Origin of the sequence: Piscinibacter sp., assembly GCF_050175855.1 — a bacterium.
Classification (GTDB): Bacteria; Pseudomonadota; Gammaproteobacteria; order Burkholderiales; family Burkholderiaceae_C; genus Piscinibacter.
Genome location: NZ_JBFXIO010000416.1, coordinates 1 through 4,157 on the forward strand (window position 1 = coordinate 1; position 4,157 = coordinate 4,157).

The 4,157-nt window shown below is 68.4% G+C and carries 5 protein-coding genes; all 5 read right to left on the reverse strand.

The genetic code is table 11. The annotated features are described in order from the left end of the window. Positions 1-185: hypothetical protein (locus tag AB7U92_RS22815; protein ID WP_428582414.1), on the reverse strand; the 185-nt coding region annotated here is incomplete at its 3' end. A gap of 197 nt (positions 186-382) precedes the next feature. Beyond that, entirely contained in the window at positions 383-682 is a 300-nt protein-coding gene (locus AB7U92_RS22820) for a hypothetical protein (RefSeq protein WP_428582416.1), read from the reverse strand. A gap of 48 nt (positions 683-730) precedes the next feature. Beyond that, positions 731-985: a sulfur carrier protein ThiS gene (thiS, locus tag AB7U92_RS22825; protein WP_428582418.1), complete on the reverse strand. Its 255-nt coding sequence runs from the start codon at positions 983-985 to the stop codon at positions 731-733. Then, on the reverse strand, positions 982-2,322 hold the full coding sequence (locus AB7U92_RS22830) for an NAD(P)/FAD-dependent oxidoreductase (protein ID WP_428582420.1): 1,341 nt from the start codon (positions 2,320-2,322) through the stop codon (positions 982-984). The genes thiS and AB7U92_RS22830 overlap by 4 nt, the downstream gene beginning before the upstream one ends. A gap of 68 nt (positions 2,323-2,390) precedes the next feature. After that, a partial coding sequence (locus AB7U92_RS22835; protein ID WP_428582422.1) for an aldehyde ferredoxin oxidoreductase family protein occupies positions 2,391-4,157 on the reverse strand: 1,767 nt, incomplete at its 5' end.

The following is a 4,157-nucleotide window of genomic DNA, read 5'->3' on the forward strand; positions in this document are numbered from 1 at the left end:
AGCGTGGCCGTGCCCATCAGCGAGGACATGCTGAGCATGCCGCTCGAGCGCAGGAAGCTGCGCCGCGTGGGCCTGGCCTCGTCGGCGGCGGCAGCCACGGCGGGGTCGGCGGACGCCGGCGGCACTGCGCAGCTGCAGGCGGAGCCCGGCTGCCCGCAGTCGGGGCGCTTCGATTCGGTCACCACGGTTGTTCTCCAGCGAAAGTTGGCGGGCCCACGCTGTCGTGGACCCTCTGAAACCAGCTGTCACTGTCGATGGCCGCTGAGACGCGACGACTGATCGATATCAAAACCCCCGGGCGACCATGGCCGGGCCGCCGGTCAGACCGAAGGAGCTTTGATCTTCGACAACCCGGCGCCGGTGGCGCCGAGGCGCGGCGGGTTCAACCCCCGCCGCGCTGGGTGTACAGGTCGAAATAGCGCATGAAGTCCTGGCGTTCGGCCTCGCCCACGCGCTCGAAGTGGAACGACACCGCCAGCCGCGGCATGCGCAGCAGGGCGATCTGGCGCGGCGGCAGCTCGCGCCAGGCCATCTCCAGCCGTCCGGCGTCGATCGCCACTTCGGCCGAGCGTTCCATCAGCCTGACCGCGCGGCCGTTCACCGCGCCGGGCAGCCACATCAGCAGCTCGGCTTCGGTGCAACCCATCTCGCGCTTGAAGTCTGCGGGGTACCAAGCCTGCATTTCTTTGTTGCTCCGACATCCCCCAGGGCCGGGCCTGCAGGCCCGGCCTCACCCACCTGCGATGGGCGGCCAGATCGCCAGCACGTCGCCTTCCTTCAGCACGTGCGTCAGCCGCTGCTCGGGCGGCACGTAGGTGCCGTTGACGAGCACCAGGTGCACGAGCTTCTCCGGAAGGCCGAAGGGCTCGATCGCCTGGGCCACCGCACTGCCCTCGGGCAGCTCGAGCTGCACGCGGTTGTCGTAGCGGTTCTCGGCGGGCAGGTACTGCGTGAGGCTGGCGTAGAGCTTGAAGGTGATGTTCATTTCGGAGGGACGAGCGCACGGGCAGCCTGGCCCTGAGCGCTGGCGAGATAGGCTTCCATCAGCAGGGTCGGATCGTGCTTCAGACGCTCCTTCCACTCGCCGAGTTTCACCTGCCCTTCCACCAGGCCGCGCATCACGCCCACGTGCTGCGTCCAGCCGATGCTGTTGCAGCCGACCATCACGTCGTCCTTGAACTGCAGGCTCAGGTGCTTGCCGGCCGGCCGATCCGTCAGCTCGACGTGCTCGCCTCCCTCAACGCCCTGCCAGCTGCCGAAGCTGGCCGAGATCAGGCCCAGCGTGTCGAGCACGTTGATCTGGGTGACGCCCTTGAGCACGGCCTTCTTCCCGACCATGTTCATCGCCGCCACGTAGGCCTGGTCGGCCGCATTGGGCTGGATGGCGCTGACGATGGTCTTGCCGCTGACGATGTCGAAGGCCTCGGCGCAGTCGCCGGCGGCGTACACCCCGTCCACACTGGTCTGGAGGTGCTCGTCCGTGAGCACGCCGACCAGGCACTTGATGGGCGAGTTCTGCAGGAAGCCGATGTTCGGCTTCACCCCCGTGGCACTGATCACCAGGTCGGCCTCGAGGGTCTGCCCACCAGAGAGCTTCACCGCCATCGAACCGTTGCCCGATGCCGAAGCGCCGCCCAGCCCCACCGCCGAGGCCAGCTTGCCCAGCAACCCGGGCTCGCCGCCGCCGGCCGCCTCGATGGCCTCGACGCGCGCGCCGGTGAAGACACGCACGCCCTTGGCCTCGCACCAGTCCTTGATCATGCCGCCGGCGGTCGGGCCCATCATGCGCGGCACCATGCGATCACCCATCTCCACCACGGTGAGCTCGACGCCTCGCGCCGCCAGCGCTTCCATGATGATGCAGCCGATGAAGCCGGCGCCCATCTGCAGAACGCGCGTGCCCTTGCCGGCGCGGGCCATGATCGCGCGCGCGTCGGCAAGCGTCCAGCAGCTGTGCACGTTGGGCAGGTCCATGCCGGGGATCGGCGGGCGCACCGGGCTCGAGCCGGTGGCGATCAGCAGCCGGTCGTAGGGCAGCGAGCTGCCGTCCTCCAGGTGCACGTGCCTGCGGCCGGTGTCGATGCCCTTGGCGCGGCCGCGCTTGAGCTCGATGCACAGCTTGTCGAAGTGGTCGGCGCCGTGGCGCAGGTGGGTTCCCTCTTCGGGGATGTTGCCGATCAGCAGGTAGGGGATCGCCATGCGCGAGTACGGCCGCTCGGGCTCGTCGCCGACGAGGATGACGCGGTCGTTCGGGGCGTGCTTGCGGATGGTCTCCGCGGCGATCACGCCGGCCGGGCCGGCGCCGAGGATGACGTGGTTCATGTCGTTCGTTCCTTCAAAGAAAGAAGGCGGTCTTGCAACCGCCTTCGTTCATGCGAGCCGAGCGCGGATCACAGGCCCAGGCGGGCGCGCGTCTCCGGCTTGAGCTGGCCATCGGCATCCCAGCCGCGCGCCGCGTAGTACTTCGGCAGCATCTCCGGCAGCTTGTTGACCAGGCCCTTGGCCGGGCCGGTCTTGGCCGGCTCGGTCAGCAGCCGCTTGGGCAGCGTGTCGTCCTTGGCGGTGAAACCGGCGCGGTTGTTGAAGTCGCGCTCCATGTTCCAGATGCGCTCGCCGATCTTGGCCATGTTCTCCAGCGTGAACTCGGGGCCGCAAGCGGCGGCCACCTGCGGTGCCACGTCGGCCAGGCCCCAGGCGAAGCTGGTGAAGATGCAGATGCCGGCGGAGTCGAAGGCGGCCGTCGCATCCTGGAAGGCGATCACCAGTTCCGGCTTGCCTTCGGCGGTGAGCGGGTCGGTCTTGACCGGGATGCCCAGCACTTCCGAGGCCACGGTGTAGCTGCGCAGGTGGCAGGCGCCGCGGTTGCTCGTCGCGTAGGTCAGGCCCATGCCCTGGATGCCACGCGAGTCGTAGGCCGGGAACTCCTGGCCCTTGACGCTCATGGAGAGCTCGGGGTGGCCGTACTTCTCGCACAGGCGCTTGGAGCCCAGGCCGATCTCCTTGCCGAAGCCTTCGCCGCGCGCGGTGATCTCGGCGAAGTGGGCCAGCGCCTGCGCGCTGCCGAACTTGGCATCGATGCCGAGCTGCTCCTTGGTGAGCACGCCCATCTCGTAGAGCTCCATCACCGCGCCGATGGTGGCGCCGAAGGAGATCGGATCCATGCCCTGCTCGTTGCACAGCAGGTTGGCGTACTGCAGCGCTTCCAGGTCATTGACGCCGTTGGCGGCGCCCAGCGCCCAGGCCGCCTCGTACTCGAGGCCGCCGCTGGCGCCCCAGTACTGCGGCTTGTTCTCGACGGTGAAGTGGCCCTGGTCCATCTTGCTGATGCGGCCGCAGGCGATCGTGCAGCCGAAGCAGGCCTGGTTGGTCACCAGGTGCTTCTTGCCGTCGGTCTTGCGCGGCGTTGCCATCGCCTCGGCGGAGATGTCCTTCGCGCCCTCGAACTGCACGTCCTTGTGGTTGCGCGTCGGCAGCGCGCCGATCTCGTTGATGACGTTCATCAGCACCTGGGTGCCGTAGGTCGGCAGGCCCTGGCCCGTCACCGCGTTGTCGGCGAGGATCTTCTTCTTCTCGAAGGTGACCTTCATGAACTCCTTGGGGTCGGCCACGTTGCCGACGCCCTTGGTGCCGCGCACCACCACCGCCTTCAGGTTCTTGCTGCCCATCACCGCGCCCACGCCGGAGCGGCCGGCGGCGCGGTGCAGGTCGTTCACCACCGCGGCGTAGAGCACCTGGTTCTCGCCGGCCAGGCCGATGCTCGAGACACGCGCCAGCGGCTGCTGCAGCTGTTTCTTCAGCGTCTCTTCGGTTTCCCAGACGCTCTTGCCCCACAGGTGCGAGGCGTCGCGCAGTTCGGCCACGTCGTCCTCGACGTAGAGGAACACCGGCTTCGAGGACTTGCCTTCGAAGATGACCATGTCCCAGCCGGCCATCTTCAGCTCGGCGCCCCAGTAGCCACCCGAGTTCGAGCAGGCGATGGCGCCGGTCAGCGGGCCCTTGGTGACGACGGTGTAGCGGCCGCCGGTGGAGGCCATCGTGCCGGTCAGCGGGCCGGTGGCCCAGATCAGCTTGTTGGCCGGCGCCAGCGGATCGACCTTGGGGTCGACCTCTTCGACGATGTACTTGGTGGCCAGGCCGCGCGAGCCGAGATAGGCGCG

Bases quoted from the DNA above. Each gene is read 5' to 3' on its own strand.
- AB7U92_RS22820 (WP_428582416.1), bottom strand. From the start codon at position 682: ATGCAGGCTTGGTACCCCGCAGACTTCAAGCGCGAGATGGGTTGCACC.
- thiS (WP_428582418.1), bottom strand. From the start codon at position 985: ATGAACATCACCTTCAAGCTCTACGCCAGCCTCACGCAGTACCTGCCC.
- AB7U92_RS22830 (WP_428582420.1), bottom strand. From the start codon at position 2,322: ATGAACCACGTCATCCTCGGCGCCGGCCCGGCCGGCGTGATCGCCGCG.